Source organism: Flectobacillus sp. BAB-3569 (genome assembly GCF_002270355.1).
Lineage (GTDB): Bacteria > Bacteroidota > Bacteroidia > Cytophagales > Spirosomataceae > Flectobacillus > Flectobacillus roseus.
On the sequence record NZ_NJFZ01000017.1, the window covers coordinates 260,442 to 280,938 of the forward strand.

Annotated in this window: 17 protein-coding genes and 1 pseudogene; 13 read left to right on the forward strand and 5 right to left on the reverse strand. The window is 37.5% G+C overall.

Annotated features, from left to right (window positions below; all coding sequences use genetic code 11):
* Window positions 1-184 precede the first annotated feature (184 nt).
* The 5 genes from BWI92_RS17100 (at window position 185) to BWI92_RS17120 (ending at window position 9,227) form a co-directional block, all read left to right on the forward strand.
* Window positions 185-3,175: a TonB-dependent receptor gene (locus BWI92_RS17100; protein WP_095164660.1), complete on the forward strand. Its 2,991-nt coding sequence runs from the start codon at window positions 185-187 to the stop codon at window positions 3,173-3,175.
* Between the two features lie 77 nt (window positions 3,176-3,252).
* Window positions 3,253-4,842 carry a RagB/SusD family nutrient uptake outer membrane protein gene (locus BWI92_RS17105; RefSeq protein WP_095164662.1) on the forward strand — a complete coding sequence of 530 codons (1,590 nt, stop codon included), beginning with the start codon at window positions 3,253-3,255 and terminating at the stop codon, window positions 4,840-4,842.
* A 312-nt stretch (window positions 4,843-5,154) separates the two neighbouring features.
* The gene (locus tag BWI92_RS17110) at window positions 5,155-6,468 is read left to right on the forward strand and encodes a SusE domain-containing protein (RefSeq protein WP_095164664.1); all 1,314 of its coding nucleotides are present in this window, start codon (window positions 5,155-5,157) and stop codon (window positions 6,466-6,468) included.
* A 92-nt stretch (window positions 6,469-6,560) separates the two neighbouring features.
* Entirely contained in the window at window positions 6,561-8,105 is a 1,545-nt protein-coding gene (locus BWI92_RS17115) for an alpha-amylase family glycosyl hydrolase (RefSeq protein ID WP_095164666.1), read from the forward strand.
* 357 nt (window positions 8,106-8,462) lie between these two features.
* Window positions 8,463-9,227, forward strand: coding sequence for an SDR family oxidoreductase (locus tag BWI92_RS17120; protein WP_176464466.1), 765 nt, complete (start codon window positions 8,463-8,465; stop codon window positions 9,225-9,227).
* A gap of 424 nt (window positions 9,228-9,651) precedes the next feature.
* On the opposite strand, the gene BWI92_RS17125 is transcribed toward BWI92_RS17120, so the two are convergent.
* The 4 genes from BWI92_RS17125 to BWI92_RS17140 all read right to left on the reverse strand — a co-directional run bounded on the left by BWI92_RS17125 (window position 9,652) and on the right by BWI92_RS17140 (window position 12,013).
* The gene (locus BWI92_RS17125; protein ID WP_095164668.1) at window positions 9,652-10,320 is read right to left on the reverse strand and encodes a DUF1361 domain-containing protein; all 669 of its coding nucleotides are present in this window, start codon (window positions 10,318-10,320) and stop codon (window positions 9,652-9,654) included.
* Between the two features lie 280 nt (window positions 10,321-10,600).
* Window positions 10,601-10,912: a hypothetical protein gene (locus BWI92_RS17130; protein ID WP_095164670.1), complete on the reverse strand. Its 312-nt coding sequence runs from the start codon at window positions 10,910-10,912 to the stop codon at window positions 10,601-10,603.
* Between the two features lie 175 nt (window positions 10,913-11,087).
* Window positions 11,088-11,387, reverse strand: coding sequence for a transcriptional regulator (locus tag BWI92_RS17135; protein ID WP_095164672.1), 300 nt, complete (start codon window positions 11,385-11,387; stop codon window positions 11,088-11,090).
* Window positions 11,388-11,401: 14 nt separating this feature from the next.
* Window positions 11,402-12,013 (reverse strand): hypothetical protein, encoded by a 612-nt coding sequence (locus BWI92_RS17140; protein WP_095164674.1) that lies wholly within the window; start codon window positions 12,011-12,013, stop codon window positions 11,402-11,404.
* A 172-nt stretch (window positions 12,014-12,185) separates the two neighbouring features.
* Here BWI92_RS17140 and BWI92_RS17145 point away from each other — a divergent pair, with 172 nt between their 5' ends.
* The 4 genes from BWI92_RS17145 to BWI92_RS17160 all read left to right on the forward strand — a co-directional run bounded on the left by BWI92_RS17145 (window position 12,186) and on the right by BWI92_RS17160 (window position 15,533).
* Window positions 12,186-12,908 carry an OmpA family protein gene (locus BWI92_RS17145; protein ID WP_095164676.1) on the forward strand — a complete coding sequence of 241 codons (723 nt, stop codon included), beginning with the start codon at window positions 12,186-12,188 and terminating at the stop codon, window positions 12,906-12,908.
* Window positions 12,909-13,030: 122 nt separating this feature from the next.
* Window positions 13,031-13,498 carry a hypothetical protein gene (locus tag BWI92_RS17150; protein ID WP_095164679.1) on the forward strand — a complete coding sequence of 156 codons (468 nt, stop codon included), beginning with the start codon at window positions 13,031-13,033 and terminating at the stop codon, window positions 13,496-13,498.
* A gap of 382 nt (window positions 13,499-13,880) precedes the next feature.
* Window positions 13,881-14,144 carry a hypothetical protein gene (locus BWI92_RS17155; RefSeq protein WP_095164681.1) on the forward strand — a complete coding sequence of 88 codons (264 nt, stop codon included), beginning with the start codon at window positions 13,881-13,883 and terminating at the stop codon, window positions 14,142-14,144.
* A gap of 78 nt (window positions 14,145-14,222) precedes the next feature.
* Window positions 14,223-15,533 (forward strand): C1 family peptidase, encoded by a 1,311-nt coding sequence (locus BWI92_RS17160; RefSeq protein WP_095164683.1) that lies wholly within the window; start codon window positions 14,223-14,225, stop codon window positions 15,531-15,533.
* A 173-nt stretch (window positions 15,534-15,706) separates the two neighbouring features.
* Here BWI92_RS17160 and BWI92_RS17165 read toward each other — a convergent pair whose 3' ends face one another.
* On the reverse strand, window positions 15,707-16,282 hold the full coding sequence (locus BWI92_RS17165) for a hypothetical protein (RefSeq protein WP_141234820.1): 576 nt from the start codon (window positions 16,280-16,282) through the stop codon (window positions 15,707-15,709).
* 298 nt (window positions 16,283-16,580) lie between these two features.
* On the opposite strand from BWI92_RS17165, the gene BWI92_RS17170 reads away from it, so the two are divergent.
* The 4 genes and pseudogenes from BWI92_RS17170 to BWI92_RS27770 form a co-directional block, all read left to right on the forward strand.
* Window positions 16,581-17,939 carry a PAS domain S-box protein gene (locus BWI92_RS17170; RefSeq protein ID WP_095164709.1) on the forward strand — a complete coding sequence of 453 codons (1,359 nt, stop codon included), beginning with the start codon at window positions 16,581-16,583 and terminating at the stop codon, window positions 17,937-17,939.
* A gap of 97 nt (window positions 17,940-18,036) precedes the next feature.
* Window positions 18,037-18,768, forward strand: coding sequence for a sulfite exporter TauE/SafE family protein (locus BWI92_RS17175; RefSeq protein ID WP_095164711.1), 732 nt, complete (start codon window positions 18,037-18,039; stop codon window positions 18,766-18,768).
* 17 nt (window positions 18,769-18,785) lie between these two features.
* Window positions 18,786-20,075 carry an NAD(P)/FAD-dependent oxidoreductase gene (locus tag BWI92_RS17180; RefSeq protein ID WP_095164713.1) on the forward strand — a complete coding sequence of 430 codons (1,290 nt, stop codon included), beginning with the start codon at window positions 18,786-18,788 and terminating at the stop codon, window positions 20,073-20,075.
* Window positions 20,076-20,266: 191 nt separating this feature from the next.
* A pseudogene (locus BWI92_RS27770) lies at window positions 20,267-20,497 on the forward strand (hypothetical protein); the annotation flags it as partial.

A 20,497-nucleotide genomic window follows, 5' to 3' on the forward strand; every position in this document is an offset into this window, starting at 1 on the left:
ATGAAAAGCTTTCATTTTATAAGGTAAAATCTCAAAAAACCAGAACTATTGACTGGCTTTTGAGATAGTCCAAATTCAATCCAATTATATTTTTCGGTAATGACGGAGTCGGCAAAAGTGGTTTTGCTGATAGCTCCTTGATTACCTTTTTTAAACCAATAATCCATTAACCAATTTCAATTTTATGTTTCAACAGAACTACGGAGAAGAATTAAAAAATTCTCGTTCGGAAGCTAGATTTTCTTTCGGTAAGAAACTCTGGCTATTGATGATGTTTAGCTGGGTGAGCGTAGCAGCTTTTGCTCAAAACAAGGTGACGGGTACTGTAAAAGATGCCAAAGATGGTTCGCCACTTCCGGGGGTGACTATCCAAGTAAAAGGCCAGACAAAAGGTACTCAAACAACAGGTGATGGTAAATACCAAATCAATGTCGCTGATAACACGGTATTGGTATTTAGTTTCATCGGAAAAGCAACTAAAGAAGTAACAGTAGGTAGCCAGACTGTAATCGACGTAAACCTTGACGATGATGTAAAAACATTGGGAGAGGTTGTGGTAATTGGTTATGGTTCGCAAAAGAAAAAGGACTTGACAGGTTCTGTTGCGGCGATTAACTCAGAAGATTTTAACAAAGGTAACATTGCTTCGCCTGATCAATTGGTTGTAGGTAAAGTAGCAGGGGTTCAAATTACGTCAAACGGTGGTGCGCCAGGTGCTGGTAGTACAATCCGTATTCGTGGAGGTGCATCTTTGAATGCCAACAACGACCCACTTATCGTAATTGACGGTGTGCCTTTGGACAACTCAGGTATCTCTGGTGCGCCAAGTGCCTTGAGTTTAATTAACCCGAACGACATTGAGTCGATGAACATTTTGAAAGATGCTTCGGCAACGGCTATTTATGGTTCACGTGCTTCAAACGGGGTAATTTTGATTACCACTAAAAAAGGAAGTAAAAACGGTGGCTTGAAAGTAAATTTCAGTTCGCAGGCTTCATTGGCGCAAAGCACAGGTTTTACAAAAGTGCTTTCGGCTGACCAATTCCGCACAATGATTAATGAAAAAGGTACGGCTGCTCAAATCGCTGTTTTGGGTCAAGCTAATACCAACTGGCAAGAACAAATTTATCGTAATGCCTTAAGTACCGATAATAACTTAAGCGTTTCGGGTTCTTTGAAAAGTATTCCTTTCCGTGTATCGGTAGGCTATACTAACCAAGATGGTATCCTGAAAACTTCAAACATGGGTCGTACTTCTGCCTCTATCGGCATTTCTCCTACCCTTTTGAATAATCACTTGAAAATTGATGTAAACTTAAAAGGTTCGAACGTTGACAATACTTTTGCTAACACAGGTGCTATTGGCGCTGCTATTGCATTTGACCCAACTCAACCTGTATATTCAGGCAATAACAACTACGGTGGCTATTGGGAATGGTTGAACTCAGACGGAAAACCTAATACGATTGCACCACGCAACCCTGTGGGTTTATTGAACCAAACGAGCGATAAAAGTACTGTTCAACGTAGTATTGGTAATATTCAGTTGGATTACAAATTCCATTTCTTGCCAGAATTGCGTGCCAATGTAAACGCAGGTTATGATGTGAGTAAAAGTGACGGAACAAGATTTGTTCCTGCAACAGCGGCGGCTAACTTTAGCACAGCAGGTGAGAAAACGGTTTATACTCAAAATAAGACCAACAAATTGTTTGACTTTTATTTGAACTATGCCAAAGAATTAAAAGAAATCAAAAGTAGAATTGATGTAATGGCTGGTTACGAATATCAAGATTTCATGACTGAAAGTACTAATATCAGAACCAACGCGGAAGGGTCAACGACTTATACTAACAGCCCATATCAAACACAAAATACCTTGGTATCATTCTTCGGTCGTATGAACTACACTTTTGATGAGGCGTATTTATTGACTTTTACTGTTCGTAGAGACGGTTCTTCGAGATTTAGCCCAGACAACCGTTGGGGAACATTCCCTTCTGCTGCATTTGCGTGGAAATTGAATGAAATGTCTTTCTTGAAAAACTCAAATACCATTTCTGAATTGAAATTACGTGTGGGTTATGGTATTACTGGTCAGCAAGATATTGGTCAAAACTATGCGTATTTGCCAAGATATACAGCTTCATTAGACAATGCGCAGTACCAATTAGGTAATACTTTCTATACAACATTACGTGCAGAAGGTTATGACGCCAATATCAAATGGGAACAAACAGCAACCTCTAATGCAGGTATTGACTTTGCTTTCAAAAAAGCAAGACTATCGGGTAGCATAGACTATTACTACAAAAATACAACCAACTTGTTGAACGTAATTCCTGTAGCAGTAGGTACAAACTTGACAAACCAATTGTTGACAAACGTTGGTTCAATGGAAAACCAAGGGGTTGAATTAGCCTTAAACTACAACCCAATTCATACCGATAAATTTGACTGGAATGTGGCTTTCAACGCTACATACAATGTTAACAAAATTACAAAATTGACCAACAACAACGACCCTTCTTACCAAGGTGTATTAGTTGGCGGTATTGCAGGTGGTGTAGGTAGTACAATCCAAATCCACTCAGTTGGTTATCCTGCTTATTCATTCTACGTATTACAACAAGCTTATGATGCAAACGGTAAGCCTATCGAAGGAGTTTATGTTGATAGAAACGGTGACGGAATTATCAACGTTGATGACCAATATCGTTACAAAAACCCAGCGCCAAAAGTATTCTTAGGTTTCAACTCCCAAATGACTTATGACAACTGGAGCTTTGGCTTTGTGTTGAGAGGTAACATTGGCAATTACGTTTACAACAACGTAAAATCTTCGAACGGAGCCTATATAAACTTCCAAGGTTCGAACGGATACATCGCCAACCTTTCACCAAGTGTATTCGATTCTCAATTTGCGAAAAACCAGTTTTTCTCAGATTACTATATGGAAAATGCTTCATTCGTAAGAATGGAAAACATCACGTTGGGTTATACATTCAAGAAATTCTTGGGTAACAAAGTAAATATGCGCTTGAATGCCACAGCACAAAACGTATTTACAGTTACCAAATACACAGGCTTGAACCCAGAAGTTTCGGGTGGTATCGACAACAACGTGTATCCAGTGCCACGTACCTATTCATTAGGTTTAAACCTTGGTTTTTAATGATTGAAGGCTCCTAATGAGCAACAACATCAATTAAAAATTTCCTTTTACTCAGGTATTATTAAGAATACAAAGAAATGAAAACAAGATTTTTCAAAAATATAGCACTCTTTGGAGGATTAGCAGCCAGTTTGTTGGCAAGCTCTTGTACGGGTGATCTCGACAGAACTCCTTTTATTGAAGTAACATCGGCTACTGTGTACAACAACCCAGCAGCCTACAAACAAGCCGCTGCAAAATTATATGCAGGATTGGCACTAACAGGTCAAGAAGGGCCTGCTGGTAAACCTGATTTGGGCGGAATCGACGAAGGTTTTTCTAGCTATTTGCGTCAGTATTGGCAATTACAAGAACTTCCGACTGACGAAGCTGTGATTGCTTGGGGCGATGCTGGTTTGCCAGAAATGAACACCATGCAATGGTCTTCAAACAACCCATTCGTAAGAGGTTTGTACAACCGTATTTTCTACCAAATTGCAGCTTGCAACGAATATATCCGTGAAGCAAGTGATGCCAAATTGAGTAGCCGTGGTATTACAGGAACTAACTTAACAGACGTAAAATACCTCCGCACAGAAGCTCGTTTCTTGCGTGCATTAAGCTACTGGCATGCACTGGATACGTTCGGAGGAAATGTTCCTTTCGTAACTGAGGCTGATGCAATTGGCTCTACTTTGCCAAAACAAACAAATGCATCTGCTTTGTTTACTTATATCGAAACAGAATTAAAGGCTATCGAACCAGACATGATGGATGCTCGTAAAAATGAGTATGCTCGCGCCGATAAAGCTGCTGTTTGGATGCTATTAGCCAAATTGTATTTGAATGCTGAAGCAGCTGGCGTTGGAGCAAAATATGCTGACGCTGCGACTTATGCGAAAAAGGTAATTGATGCAGGTTATAGCTTAGAGGCGAAATACACAAATCTTTTCAGAACTGACAACAACAATTCAAAAGAGATTGTATTCCCTGTGGCTTTTGATGGCGTTCATACAAAAACTTGGGGTGGTATGACATTCCTTGTTCATGCTCCAGTAGGAGGTTCTATGTCGGCAGCATCGTTTGGTATCGATGGTGGTTGGGGTGGTTTGCGTACGACAAAAGCTTTTGTAAGTCTTTTTGCTGACCCTTCTGGTAAAACTGATACTCGTGCGATGTTCTACACAGACGGACAAAAATTGGAAATTGAAGATTTGACTCAATTCTCGAATGGTTATGCTATTTCGAAATGGAAAAATATCTCTTCAACAGGAGCTCAAGGTTCTGACATTGTACACCCAGACACCGACTTCCCTATGTTCCGTTTGGCGGATGCGTATTTGATTTATGCTGAAGCAGCGGCTCGCGGTGCTGGCGATCGTACATTGGCGCTACAATATGTTAATGCACTTCGTACACGTGCCTACGGCAATACGAATGGAAACATTACGGCTGCACAATTAACGGCTGACTTTATTTTGGACGAGCGTGCTCGTGAATTATACTGGGAAGGTTCTCGTCGTACGGACTTGATTCGTTTTAACAAATACACTTCAGCTACCTATGTTTGGCCTTGGAAAGGTGGCGTAAAAGACGGTAAATCAGTAAGTGATTTCTATAAAATTTACCCAATTCCTTCAACTGACCTAACGGCTAATCCAAACTTGAAGCAAAATACAGGATACTAAGGAGTGAAGAGTTTTGAGTGTGGAGTTTTGAGTTTTTGATATTTTCAAGGCTCCACACTCAAAAATATCAAAGCTTCATAATTAAGTAAGAGGAAAGATTGAAGGAATAAACATAATTCAAAATTTGGCATTCGGCTTTCAGCTATTAGCATTCGGCAAAATATCCCCTATGAATTTAAAAAAGTTTTTTTGCTTAATGTCTAATAATATCCTTCTGATAATGAGTGCATTCTGATAACTGATATACTTTTAACCAATAACTTCCTTTTATTATCCTGATCAAAGTCAACTTTAACATAATTGGACTCAGAAATGAAAAAGATATTTAGTACTTCTTTAATCGTTATGGCTTCTCTATTTGTTTTCACTTCTTGTGAAAAAGAGGAAGACAAAGCCATCTTGAATACGAACGCTGTGCCTTCGATTCAACTTTCAGCAAACACGGTGGTGTTGACCAAAGACAATGCTGACAAAGATGCTGTAACCCTTTCTTGGCCAAAACCAGATTATGGTTTTTCTGCAGCGGCATCTTATACAATTTTGATCGATAAAAAAGGTGGTACTTTCGTAGCTCCAGTGTCTATCACAACGAATACAGCACTTACGAAAACCTTCAAAACGTCGGAATTAAATGCTATTTTGATTAAGTTAGGCTTAGTCGCTGGAACTGCTGGAGATATCGATATCCGTGTGGTTTCTAATGTGGGTGATAATACTTCAAAAACGTCTTTCACTTCGCCAACAATTTCCTTGAAAGCAACCCCGTATTTGGATAAGCTTGATTTAACTACTATTTGGGGTGTAGTTGGAAGTGGTGCCGTTAATGGTTGGAATGGTCCAGATATGCCTTTCTACAAGACTGACAAAACCGATGAAATCGTAGCATATGTTACTTTATTAGATGGCGAAATCAAATTCCGTAGCAACAACAAATGGGATGTAAACTACGGTGATGATGGTGCTAATGGTACGTTGGAAGCTGGTGGGGCAAACATCAAAGTAACAGCGGGTACATACAAAATCACGTTCAATACAGCCTCTTTAACTTATACAATCGAGAAATATTCTTGGGGATTGGTGGGTAGTGCAACACCTAGCGGTTGGAATGCACCAGATGTTCCTTTAACTTATGACCCGACTACTGACACATGGAAAGCAACAGCTTTCTTAAAAGCTGGAGAAATCAAGGTACGTAAAAACGAAGATTGGGGTGTAAACTACGGTGGCACTGCTGGAACATTGGTACTTGGTGGCGATAATATTGCGGTTACTGAAGGAAATTACAATATTACCATCGACTTCAAGAAAATGAAATTTACGGTTGAAGCTACTAAGCCTTGGGGTGTTGTAGGTGATGCTGCTCCAAATGGTTGGAACGGTCCAGATGTAAAATTCCGTCCTGATTTTTATACTGAAAACGTTTTTGTAATCGACAATGTAAAGTTAGGTACTGGCGAAATCAAGTTTCGTTACAACGACGCATGGGCACTTAACTATGGCGACGATAGCGCTGATGGTACTCTCGAAGCTGGTAGTGCCAATATCAAAGTAACTGCTGGTAATTACCAAATCATTCTTGATTTGTCTAATACTAGCAAGCCTAAATACACATTGACCAAAAAGTAATTTTTACACTGTCAATATAACAAAAAGCAAAGTGGTTTAGCACAATAAATCACTTTGTCTTTTTGCCCTCGCATATTCCCCCCATACCTTTCATGAAAAAGCTATTTTTATTGGGCATTATTTTGCTCAGTACCTTCAATCCTTTTGCCCAAACCAAAACCCCAGAAGTATGCTATGAGATTTTTGTACGCTCATTTGCAGACTCTAATGGCGATGGAATTGGTGACATCAATGGGATTACATCAAAGTTAGATTACCTAAAGTCGCTTGGAGTTGATGCGCTATGGTTAACACCTGTCAGCAAATCTCCTTCCTACCATAAATATGACGTGGTAGATTACAAATCAATCGACCCTGAATTTGGTACGATTGAGGACTATAAAAAACTAATCGCAGAGGCACACAAACGTAAAATCAAGATTATCAAAGACTTTGTCATCAATCATACAAGCGATAAACATCCTTGGTTTTTGGAAGCAAAGAAAGGAAAATCAAACCCTTATCGTGACTATTACGTTTGGATGACGCCCAAAATGATTGACTCATTGGGTATTGCTACTCGCGAGCAAGCAGGTGGTTCTTGGGAAGTTACGCCTTGGCATTTTGCTCATAAAGACGACACTGAAAAGTACTATGCTTTGTTTTGGGGTGGTATGCCAGACTTGAACTATGATAATCCTAAAGTTCGTAAAGAAGTTTACGAGGCGGCAAAATATTGGTTAAAAGAAGTAGGTGTTGATGGCTTTCGTTTGGATGCAGCCAAGCATATCTATCCAGATTGGGAAGCAGAGAAAAGCCATGCTTTTTGGCAGGAGTTCAGAAAAGAAATGACTTCTGTAAAGCCCGACGTATATATTGTAGGTGAGGTTTGGACTTCAGCAGACAAAGTTGCGCCATACTTCAAAGGGTTGCCAGCTAACTTTCACATTGATGAAGGATTTGCGATTCAAAAAGTGGTAAAAGAAGGTAAAGATGATAATTTGATTCAAAAAATCTTGTCTGACTACCAAGCATTCGGCTCTCAAAATCCAGATTTCATCGACGCCACCATTATTGATAACCATGACCAAGACCGTATTGGTACAGTGATGAACGACGATGTCAACAAAATGAAAGTAGCGGCTCAATTGCTTCTTTCCTTACCAGGACAACCATACATTTATTATGGCGAAGAACTAGGGATGTTAGGCAAAAAACCTGATGAAAATATCAGAGAGCCATTCCTTTGGGAAAAAGAGGCTAGTGACAAGGCTCGTACCAAATGGATGAAACCTGTTTTTACCACTGAAAAAACAGTTCGTCCACTTTCGGAGCAAAGCAAAGATCCAAATTCTGTTTTTAGTACTTACAAAAACCTGATTGCTTTCCGCAAAAGTCAACCAGCGATGCGTCAAGTAATTCGTCCGAATTTACAAGAAAGTGCTATCAAACAAGAGGGGATTTTGGCTTTTGTCAGAAATCATCCTTCAGGCAACTTATTGGTGATTCATAACCTTACAGGCAAAGCTCAGGATATTCAATTGCCATCATCAGAACAAAAATACAAAGCTATTGTATTTACGACTTCAGGCAAAAAAGGAGCATTAAACTCCGTAAAAGTTGCAGTTCCAGCGTTTGGAATGGTAGTTTTGAAATAGTCTTTTGCCCCCAAAAACATAAAATATAATTGGTACAAAAGGAATAGTTCGCACCTTATAAAAAGCCATCCAATTGGGTGGCTTTTTGCATTTTTCCAATAAACCCAAAAACTGTACTTCAAGCAACATTCTGTCGTGCTTGTAACATAGCACCTCTCCTATTTCATAGACAATGTTAAACCGAAAACGTTTACAAAAAAAAATCCTAAAAAATCTCAAAGTAAAGTTTGTTAGTTCTCCATAATTGTCACAACTTCCCTTAAGAACCTCTCAAAACCGTCTCCATGACCACAAAAATTGAGATTTAGTTTCGAAAAACATTTTCAAGAAAATATAACTTTTTTAAGAACCATGAGTATCCTCCAAATGTTTGATTTAACAGGAAAAGTAGCCCTAGTGACTGGCTGTAAAAAAGGTATTGGTAAAGCCATGGCTTTGGCTTTGGCAGAAGCTGGCGCTGATATCATTGGTGTTTCGGCATCTTTAGAATTAAGCGGTAGCCAAGTGGAACAAGAAGTAGTAGCTTTGGGACGTAATTTCAAAGCTTACCAAGCTGATTTTGGCAAACGTGATTCTTTGTACAGTTTTATCGAACAAGTAAAATCAGATTTTCCTGTCATTGATATTTTGGTGAACAATGCTGGTTCTATTTTGCGTAAACCTGCTGCAGAGCACCCTGACGAATACTGGGATGAAATCATCGAAATCAACCTTAATTCGCAGTTTGTTATCACACGCGAAATCGGTAAATCAATGGTTGAGCGTGGTAGTGGAAAAGTAATTTTTACTGCATCATTATTGACTTTCCAAGGTGGTATCAATGTGCCAGGATATGCTGCAAGTAAAGGCGCTATTGGCAGCTTGACCAAAGCATTCGCTAACGAATGGGCAAGCAAGGGCGTGAATGTAAATGCTATCGTGCCAGGATATATTGCTACAGACAATACCGAAGCACTTCGCAACGACCCAGAACGTTCGGCATCTATTTTGAGCCGTATCCCTGCCAACCGTTGGGGTACACCAGATGACTTTAAAGGTGCAACTTTATTCTTAGCTTCTCAAGCTTCTTCTTACGTACACGGAAGCACGCTTATCGTAGACGGCGGCTGGATGGGTAGATAATCAAGTCTGGAGTATTGAGTTTTGAGCGCTGAGTTTTGAAAAATTAAGTGTTGGAAAAATGAGTCATCTCTAATTGAGTGACTGAGTGATTGAGCGATTTAGTGATTATTTTTAATAGGTATTTCTGATTATTGGACAAAATTGAAGTTCCTAGTTCAAGACTTAGTCTTGGACTTACTTTTTAAACTGTTTAAAAAATTCAGTAACAAAGTCCAAACATCCGAATCACCCATTCTCGTTTTGTCCAGTAATCTGATGAATTTTACTAGTAAAATCTAGCATTATAGCATCAAAAAGCGGTCGGGAAATATTTTCCGACCGCTTTTTGATGAAAACTTGGAGAATAATCCCAATCTTAAAATTCGGGACGACTCATGTTTTAACATAATCACACAATTCCATGCTCAAAACTCAACATTCAGCATTACATTTCCTCCTCCTCGCCTGCCAAACTCCATATCATGGCATAACAAAAAGCTACAAAAAGACCATATTCCACTACAAACATCCACGTAATACGATAAGTCATCGACCGCAATACATACTCCACAAGAGAGAAAGGTTGTGCGATGATATCCCATGAGTTCCAACGTTCAATTCTTCCCAAATAGATACCATAGCCACTTAAAGCAATGGAAGTGATCAACGCAATCCAACTTATCTTTTTGGAAGTATATTTCGCCCACAACTGTTTAATCCAATACATAGAAATCATTCCTGCGAATAAAGCTGACATGGCGTATCCGAAGAAAGTTAACTGTTCGTGCCAATACAAGCCCGAATCATATTGTGGAAATAAGTGTACAAAATCAGTAATGATATACGGTGCATTTGGAAAAAATGCCAGCCAGATAATACTTGAAATCACTAATTTAGATAATGTTACTTTCCCTTGATCAGACTGTCGCTGCAACCAAACCACACAAAAAAGTGGTACCCATGCCAAGAACAAATTCCAGTTAATGCCCCACATATATAAATCAGAATAAACCACTACCCTTGTAGCAAAAAGCAATACGGCAAAGCCAGACATTAGCATCAAGGAGAGAATAACTCTCTCCTTGCGTTTTGAAATGAATAATTTTCCAAACATAAATTAAAAGCACTTTGAATTACAAAGTTTAGATTTAAAAAAATAGAGCGTGTAAAAACTAGATACTAGGCTTGCTCAGTCCTTGAAAAAGGGAATAAAATCGAGCAAAAGTCAAGTGTCTATTCATGAGAACTAAATTGTATTTTATGCTTTAGGCTATATGCTAAGGGCATTAGGTGAAATTTTTTTATTCAATTTTAGGCAAAAACAAAAGACAATTCACAACTCACAATTCAGCATTAATATATTACCCAAATAAGTAGAATATGAAAAGGGTGTGTTAGTTTCCAGCAAAAGGGGTTCCAAAAATACCTACTGCCAATTCTGCCCAAATCAAGAAAAAGATGATAAATAGAACAGCTCCAGCAATAAACCGCGTTTTGAAAGTTTTAAATTTTCTTAGTAAAAGTTCAAGCGTAACGCCAGTACCACTCAATAAAACACCTGCCACAATAAAGTCAAATACCGACCATTGAACTTCATCGGTAAACTGCATGGCAATCAGAGGAATCAGTAAAATCGATAAAAATCCTCCCAAAATTAAGGCTAATCTCCTCGTTGGAGTCAGCTCAAATACATGATTATCTTCCATAAGTGATTGATTTTAAATATATTAAATTAAAATTTTGTAAGTAGTTCAAAATTAATGATATGTCCGTGTTGTATTGTAGAGGAACCCTATTATTATGAGTAAAATCTAATGACTGATTCCCTATTAACGAATAACTTTTTACTTACTTCAACACTCTTCACTCAAAACTCAGCATTTACTTCATTCCTTTCACCAATTCTTCGAGGGCTGCCAAATGGCTCTGAAATGCTTCTCTCCCCTCTTGAGTTACCTGAAAGGCTGTATTTGGCTTTTTTCCAATAAAACTTTTGCGTACTATTACGAACTGCTCTTTTTCTAAAGCAGCAATATGTGAAGCCAAGTTTCCGTCTGTTAGTGCCAAAGTTTCTTTGAGTTCACCAAAATCAACCCAGTCGTTTACCATTAATATTGACATTATCCCTAACCGAATTCGACTCTCAAAAGCTTTATTTAACTGTGTTATAAAGTTCTTCATTCTATCCTTCTATCCTAGTTTTCGTACTTACGATAGAGCAAAATTCCATACAAAATATGTAAAACCCCAAATCCAAAAGCCCAAAAGAACAATCCTATGTAATAATCATTCAGAAAACCCGAAATAATTCCTAAGACCACTTCAGCAATTCCTAGGTATCGGATGTCATTATAGGTATACTTCGAAGCATTAATTAAAGCTAATCCGTAAAATAACAAGGTGGCTGAATCTATCAAATGTGGTGCATTTTGCAATAAAATGATGCAAAATAATCCCCCTGCCACCAAGGGTAGCATTAGATTCGCTAGTAATCTTTTAGAAGCTGTATTCCAGAGAGTTTGCCTATTTTTCTTTACTCTTTTGTAGGTTAGGACAAAAGCAGCAACTAAGGTCAAAACTAAAGTTGATACCCCAATTTTCACTAAATCTGACAACAGAGCTTGATTCTCAAGCAATCGATTATAGCTTCCGTTATAATCTCTTGAAATGCGAAAATAGGCCAAACCTGAAGCAATTAGACCAAACGTTCCTGCAAAAACGCCACTGAGTCCACTTAGCGATAAAAATCTGGTGGAGCGCTCCATCATAGCTCTAATTTCTGCAATGTCTTCTAAATGTTGATTCATATCTAATTTTTAAAAGTACTTTGTGATACAAAGTTTGTAATTAAAAAAGATTTTCCAAAATTTCGGTTTAATATTTTTCTAAAAATGGAGAGATTTTTGTTAGTAGAGACTAAAATTGATACTTTCGAGCTACCAAATCTTGTATTTGTTTGCCCAAACCCTTACCTATATCATGACGATCAAGCAAATTTTCATCCTTACAATTTTGCTCACTACAAGCAATATGATGTTGGCACAAACGCCAAAAAGTAAAAAAGTAGTTACCCAATTTTTTGTAAAAGCAATCGATGAACAAACAAAAGAAGAGTTACCCGTAGAACTTGACATTAAGCTATATAAAGCTAAAAAGACGTATCAAGGCAAAAATGAGCCGTTTTTGAGTCCTTTTATGTTTTTGCTTTATGAATCCGATACGGTAGAAGTTAAAAGTAAAGTTGACGGCTACTATTCCTACACCGAATTGTTGATAGCGTCTTGCGATACCTGCCCTATCTATCAGCATACGGTAACAATGGAAAAAAGGAAACCACTTTTTGAAAATGCTAAAGTAAACGACATCGTAAAATTAGACAAAATCTACTTCGACCAGAGTAGTTTCATTCTAAGAAGTGATTCCTATCCACAACTCGAGGAACTTTATAAAGCACTAGAAACCAATCCCAAACTTCGTATTGAAATCTCGGGACATACCGACAACGTGGGAAATGCCAAGTTAAACCAATTACTATCCGAAAACAGAGCTAGAGTAATCCATAATTATTTGGTTGGCAAAGGTATTGACTCCAAAAGATTAAAATTTGCAGGTTACGGACAAACCAAACCAGTATCGCCTAATGATACGGAAGAAAACAAATCCAAAAACCGACGAGTCGAATGTTTGGTGCTAGCAAATTAGACAGATGTCGGTATTCATGAAAATCTCTAGTTAACCATAAAATAAACTAAATGTATTTTATGCGATTGTATAACTGATTATTCATAAATTGAAAAGACAATTATTCACCTAAATTTTATGGCATGAAAAAATTAACAACCCTCCTATGCACTTTATTTCTTGTCTCATTTTCTTTATTCGGGAGTACTAATTCTTACTCATCCGAGCAAGATTGGGAGGAAAATATACTTGGAACTTGGGTTATCCCCAATAACCCATATCGAATTGCCATAATTTTCATGAGAGATGGAAGCTTTATGTTTGTTGATTATAATGATGTTAGAAAAAAAAGAGAGCTTTTGCAGGGGACGTTCGAGTTACTAGATAATGGTAAAATCGACCTACTGTTTTATGATAGAAGTAAACTAAGTTTTCGATACAAACTAAAAGCTGGTAAAGCAACAATTCAGAATTATAATGGTAAATACACTTTTGAGAAAACTAAAGTTAACTTCAAGGCGTATGTAGAAGGTGATGAGGATTTATTCAATCCCGAAAAAAAGGGTAGTCCAGTAAAGAAATCTCAAAATTCGAATATCAAAAAAACATAATAGAAAAGGAGCTTTAAATTAGCTCCTTTTTTGTGAAAGACTATTTCGGTAATCATAAATAATTTCGCACCAATCCCGTTTTTTCTACCTCCATTAGAATACCAAGCCACATAATTAAAATTCAAAATAATCCTATTATATTGCAAAATACTATCAACAGATATTTTTCGGTATTTTTTGCTATTTATGAAAACTCTTAAAAATCTTATTGCCTTTTTCTGCTGTTATTTACTGAAAAGTATTTGTAAAGCAGGTACAAGGTTCGGAGGAAGGTGATAGCGGAGAGTTTTCTTCCAAAATTTACAGTATTAACATTCAAAACAAAGACTACTATTTAGTAATCACCAATAGTATTTTTTCCAATCGTGATGCTCGTCAATCAGTGATAGCTTTCGTCATCAACAACAATCAACTTGTTCAAGTCCCCATATTCAAAACCAAAACTAAGCTTTTAAGCAGAATTGATGTTGATTTTGATTTTTTCTCAGTCGTTGACAGACCCGAACGTCCTATCGAACTAATTACCTTCAATAGCAAGCAGGATACCCTTTCTATTCCTGTGGTCGACAAAGATGGTAAAGTGACCAAACGTAATATTCTCTATGTCTTTAACGGTACTGTCCTAGAGTTTAGAGGCATCAAATAACTCAGCTTTTGAAATTATTTTTACTTGACAATCATTATCTCATAATATCAAATCTTTCCAACTAAACATATCTCCACTATGGGAAACAACCTAAGTAGTAACGGTGGATACCGTTATCTAGCAGCAAACCCGAATGCAGAGGAATTCAAACCTTCAAAGCGCTCAAAGAAAAATCTTCCATCTAAAGTAGACCTCCGTAAATACATGACCAAGGTAGAAAACCAAAAGTCATTGAGTAGTTGTACGGCAAATGCTACCGCTGGCGCTTATGAGTATCTTGCAAAACGTCATTTAAAAAATCGTCAATTTGAAGTAAGTCGTCTATTCGTATATTACAATGCTCGATTAAGAGCCAGCAATGTTATCAAAGATGAGGGTAGCCATATCCAGTATGCTGTCGAAAGCTTACACAAGCTTGGCGCATGTACAGAAGATGTATGGCCTTATGAATTGAAAAAAGTAAATAACAAACCCAATACAACTAGTTATGATGAGGCTAGTTATTTTAAAGTACAAAAATCAAAATATGTACCTACAGACCTAAAATCATGGAAACAAGCATTGGCTGAAGGGTATCCGATTATTTTTGGCATTGCACTTTTCGAAGGGTTTGATAATTGTCAAAAATATGGAGGAGTGGTACCTATGCCTTCGCCAGATGAAGCTTCTCGCGCTGCTCACGGATTACACGCTATGCTTTGTGTAGGGTACTCTGAGGCTGACGAAATGTTCATTGTTCGTAATTCTTGGGGTGAAGAATGGGGAGATAAAGGATATTGCTATATGCCATACCAGTATGTAATCAATGAAAAATTTAACCTAGGAGATAGCTGGATTATCAAACGTACTGACCCTATTCCTGATTTTGAAGACACTTGGGTAAATGATAAAAAGTCAATTATTGCTAAAAGTGGAGCTGCAAATGCTGCAAGTCTGCCCGTTTATTCGGCTGATGACTACGAAGACTTTGATGTTTGGACCATTTTCGAAGATGAATTAGTGGACGAATATGATGAGGTAGGCTGCGATGAATACGAAGAGCTTGAATACATAGAAAGCGAACTTGACGAGGAGGAGGAGTACGACGAGGATGAGGAAGAAGAGGAGGATGATGAGGAAGAATACGACGAAGAGGAGGAAGAGGAAGAGTCTGAAGACGAGGAAGAATACGACGAAGAGGAGGAAGAGGAAGAGTCTGAAGACGAGGAAGAATATGACGAAGAGGAGGAAGAAGAAGAGTCCGAAGACGAGGAAGAATATGACGAAGAGGAGGAAGAAGAAGAGTCCGAAGACGAGGAAGAATATGACGAAGAGGAGGAAGAAGAAGAGTCCGAAGAAGAAGAATCCGAGGAGGAAGAATCTGGCGAAGAGGAAGAGGAGGAAGAATAGATCGATCATCCAAACTTAGTTACAAGGAAATTTCATTTTCAAGACAGGGTGCGACTTAAATCGCATCCTGAGGTATTCATTAAAAAGCGGTCGAAAATCAATTGTAGACCGCTTTTTTTTATACTAATTTGTTTGGTTAGACGCAAAACACATACACCTACCAATAAAGCTTATTATTCATCTTCATCTTTTCGAGCCTCTACGCGGGTAAGTAGACTCTCTTTCAAACTATTAAAATCTGACAAAATAAACAATACTGTCAAAAATGAGATAGTTAATTCCAACATTGATAATATTTTGGCAAGCACTGAACTTGGCAATAAATTACCGTAACCAAAAAACGTAAATTGTTGTAAACTGAAAAACAAAAACTCAAACAACAATCTTGGGTTGGAGTAATTTACGGGCATTCCTTCATAATTAGCGGGATTGATAAGATATAATCCAAAAAAGTCAAATGTAAATGAAAGAATGAATACAGAAATATTCATACAAGCAAATACGATGAACTTATGAAATGGAGCATCTTTTATGGTTACATCTATGATTTTTTGGTATCCTACCCAGACGAAATAAATCGTTTTTGAAAAACACAATAGAACCAATACCAATGTCGACATTATCGGGCTTACACCTTCTATTTCGTCAATATAAAAAAGCCAAATCGCTGAGATAACCACGATCATACATCTCGCAAAGATTCCTAATACACTCTGATTATTGGGATTGAGTAGCTTTATTCCATTCATTTTACTGCCAAACTTATATGCATCAATATGTCCGCAAATGTAGATTAATTCATAAGATTATTCAATTGGGAATCAAGGGTGTTGAATTGATTTTGTAAAATATTAGCTTCACAACCCCATAAAAAGATAAAAACAAAATTTTATTATTGTATTTTTCATCATTGAATTCAGTAAGTAATTGGATGATTTTTCAATAGAACTGCCCTTTATAAATCTGAATAATTACCTAAACTATTTGTTAAAACTGGTACATTTCTTCTTAGAAACTTACCGATATTATTTTTATCTGCGACACAACATGAAAAATAATTTATCAATCGATATACTCTCGGCCACCATCAACAGCGTTGCAGAGAGTTTTGTACTCATTGCGCCCGACCACAAGGTATTAATCTGCAATACCTCAATGGTCAAAACGCTAGAAATATTTTTTGGAAAAGAAATCCACATAGGAGATGATTACCGAGATTTTGTGTTGGAACCCTTGAAGGATATCTACTTTTCGGCATTTGAAAACGCGATTCAAGGTGAATCTACTACCATACAAAAAGAAACTTCGACGGGAGAAATACATTTATGGTTTGAGTATAAGGCCAACCCAGTTTATGACGATGCTAAAAAGCTAATTGGTGTTGCCATTTATGCGAAAAATATAGATGAACAGAAAAAAGCAGAATTAGCCATCGAGTATCTTAAAACTACCTACGAATCCCTTCTCAACAATATCTCCGACAGTATTTGCTTGCTTGATAGCAATTTTAAACTAATTCAATTCAACACCCATTTTAAGAAAAGTATCCTCCGCAACATAGGCAAAGAAATCAACCTTGGTGACGATTTTAGGGAATTTTTGTTCCCACAAGAAACAGATGCTTTTTATACCCAGTTCAATAGTGCTATTTCAGGAAAAACAGTAGAAGACGAAATATGTGTTCATAATATACATGGAGAGACTATCTGGATTTTAAGTAAAATGTATCCTGTTCATGACAAAAATCAAACGATTATAGGTGTCTGTTTGGTGGCTATCAATATCAGCGCCAAAAAGAAAATGGAATTGTCGTTAATCGAAAATGAACAGCGTTTTCGGAAAATTATCGAAACAGCGCCTGTACCAATTGTGATTGTCAATAAAAGTATGAAAATTCAGCTCGTAAACCCCGAAACCGAGAAAATTTTCAATTATGAGTCAAAGGAACTTCTTGGCCAAGATATAAATATTCTTATTCCACCTCGATTTCATGCCAATCATGCTCAATACCAGCAGCAATATATTCAAGCACCCAAAATGTACCGAATGGGTATTGGTCGATTTACCCCTGCTATCACCAAGGATGGTATTGAGAAAATTGTAGAAGTAAGTCTCAATTCTTTTAAAGTAAATGATGAAACGTTTATCTTAGCCATTATCCAAGATGTCACTAAGCGAATTGAGCACGAAAACAAACTCGAAAATCAAGTGGAAACCCTTGAAAAAATCGCTTGGCAACAATCCCACGAAATGCGAAAACCAGTTGCCAATATCCTCGGGTTAGTCCAGCTTATTGAATATGATAAAGCCTATAACCCACTGCTAATCAACCAGCTTCACCAGACTACTAAGGAATTGGACGATGTTATTCATAAAATTGTGAATCTTACACATCTCAACAGATAAAAATCAGAGGTCTGTGTGAGTTTCGTATTGTGATTCACACAGATATTTTGGTATCTTCATTTCGAATTATGACGATACTAACCCACCATTCCCTATCGTGCTTGAAAAATACTATATCTTCGCCCTTTTGGCATTATTTGCAGAAATCATTGGAACGGTTTCAGGCTTTGGGTCCTCTATCCTATTTGTGCCTGTAGCCTCCTTATTTTTTGATTTCAAGACCGTTCTTGGCATTACAGCCGTCTTTCATGTTTTTAGCAACGTCTCAAAAATTACTCTATTCCGAAAAGGTATCAACAAAGAAATAGCCCTTAAATTAGGTATTCCAGCGGTGATATTTGTGATGATTGGAGCGTGGATGACGACCTTTTTACCCACAAAGTCCATGGAGCTGGCAATGAATATTGTGCTGGTGGGCTTGTCGTTATATTTGCTTTACAATTTCAATAAAACCCTCAAACAAACCGATGGCAACCTATATCTTGGAGGAATCATGTCGGGCTTGTTGGCAGGTTTGGTCGGCACAGGTGGCGCAATCAGAGGTATCACTTTAGCGGCATTTCAACTTCCCAAAGAAATATTCATTGCCACCTCCGCGCTAATTGATTTGGGAGTAGATAGCAGTCGGGCGGTGGTTTATGTAAGTAACGGCTATTTTGACCGACAATACATGGTGTTAATTCCATTTCTAATCGTCATCAGTATTTTGGGAAGTTATATCGGAAAAGTAATTTTAAAATATACTTCCGAAACGGTATTTAGGTATATCGTTTTATCTATCGTAATCCTCACCTCTATTTTTCAAACTATCAAGTATTTCATTAATTAATCAAACCTTAGCCAGCTATGAAAACAATGCCCATCGCCATTATCGGAGCAGGCCCTTCTGGATTATCTATCGCAAGAGCCCTAGCTAATGCTCAGCTTCCATTTGTTATTTATGAAAAGCACCGCAATACAGGTGGTTTATGGGATATCGAAAATGAAGGTTCGCCCATGTACGAATCAGCGCATTTTATTTCATCAAAAACCCTTTCAGGATTTCCTGATTTCCAAATGCCTGATGATTATCCCGACTATCCTACTCGCAAACAGTTATGCGCTTATATACAGGCATTTGCCAAACATTTTGATTTAGAAAAACATATTATTTTCAATACTAAAATTGAAAAAGTAGAGAAATACGAGGACGGTTGGAGGTTGACAACTACACAAGGAGAAAGTTATTTTCATCAGGAACTTATCTGTGCCAATGGGACGCTTTGGCAACCCAATATTGCCCAATATCGTGGTACCTTTTCAGGAATAATTCGTCATTCAAATACCTTCAAAAAGTCTACTGAGTTTCTCAATAAAAGAGTATTGGTTGTTGGAGGTGGCAACTCTGGAGTAGATATTGCTTGTGAAGCGGCTAGTTTTGCTGACGAAGCCTATTTGAGTATGAGACGTGGCTATTATTTTATTCCGAAACACGTTTTTGGTGTGCCATCAGATGTATTTTCTCATGGCGGCCCCAAACTTCCCTTAAAAGTCAATCAATGGATTTTTAAAAAACTCCTAAAAATTGTGGTAGGCGACCAAACCAAATTTGGACTTCCCAAACCCGACCATGAACTGTTTGAATCACATCCTTTGATGAACTCACAAATCATGCACCATACCTCCCATGGCAATTTGGGTATCAAACCAGACATTGATTATTTTGATGGGAAAAAAGTCTATTTCAAAGATGGGAGTTCTATTGAAGTGGATGAAATAATTTTGGCAACAGGCTATCATTACACTATTCCCTTTGCTGAGGAGTTTTTTGACTGGAAAGACCATCGTCCACAATTATATATGAATCTATTTAATCCAAAACATGACAATATCTATGTCATGGGTTTTGTAGAAACCAACTCGGCGGCTTATGACATATTTACAGAATTAGCAACTTTGCTAGCTAACTACCTAAAAGACAAAATCGAATCCCCAGAAAAAGCAAAGGCTTTTAGAAACAAAATCATTTCTGAAACCCTTGATTTAACAGGTGGCATCAACCTCGTTGCCTCCGAACGCCATACTGGATATGTTGACAGCGATACGATCAAAGCGAAGCTTAAACAAATAAAGAAACAAATGGGCTGGAATAACTAGTAAAACTGAGTTTTGTTAAAATTTGTATTCTACCAGTAGAGACGCAATGATTGTATCTTAAGCCATTCATATCTAGCATAGTAACAACAGAAAACATGAGTCATCCCGAATTTTTCGGGATGACTTTTAAAAAAGAAACCTCCTTGTTTACTTTGTGAATTACGACAAACACAAACAAACAGGAGGTTTCTATGCATAAAGCATTTCTACAAAATAATGACATAAAATCGAGTAAGTCAAGACTCTCTCATTTACTTCTTCATAAACTTGATCTTTATCTTGCTGACGTCCAGTTATCGTTAGATTCTGTTCTGGATAAGCGTTTAGTTCGTACTTTTTACGATTTAATAGTTGCCATTTTATTGCATCGACACAACTCTATGGGCTTATTGCTTAGTGAGTTAGGTGGCTATATTTGCGGT